This is a genomic window from Acinetobacter psychrotolerans (assembly GCF_048552595.1).
GTDB lineage: Bacteria > Pseudomonadota > Gammaproteobacteria > Pseudomonadales > Moraxellaceae > Acinetobacter.
The window spans coordinates 1-253 of the sequence record NZ_JBIMDK010000081.1; the positions used below are offsets into that span (position 1 = coordinate 1).

Annotated in this window: 1 protein-coding gene; it reads left to right on the forward strand. The window is 41.1% G+C overall.

Annotation, left to right across the window (positions count from 1 at the left end):
- On the forward strand, positions 1-253 hold a 253-nt coding region (locus tag ACG94X_RS16915; protein WP_514131881.1), incomplete at both ends, for a portal protein.

A 253-nucleotide genomic window follows, 5' to 3' on the forward strand; every position in this document is an offset into this window, starting at 1 on the left:
GACGCGGTAGAGAAGATCGTCAGTTTGTCACCTTGGATAAAGCACAATGGAGCGATAAAGATCGTAAAGCACGTGAAGGTGAAGTCGTACCAACATTAACGATTAATAAGCTTCGCACTTATTGTAAGCAATATATAAATACTACACGCTTGAATCGTCAGCAAATCAAGTCTGAACCTGTGGATGATGTAGCAGATCCTGAGATTGCAAAAATCTTAAACGGTTTGCTGCGAGATACTGAAATCTCAAGCGG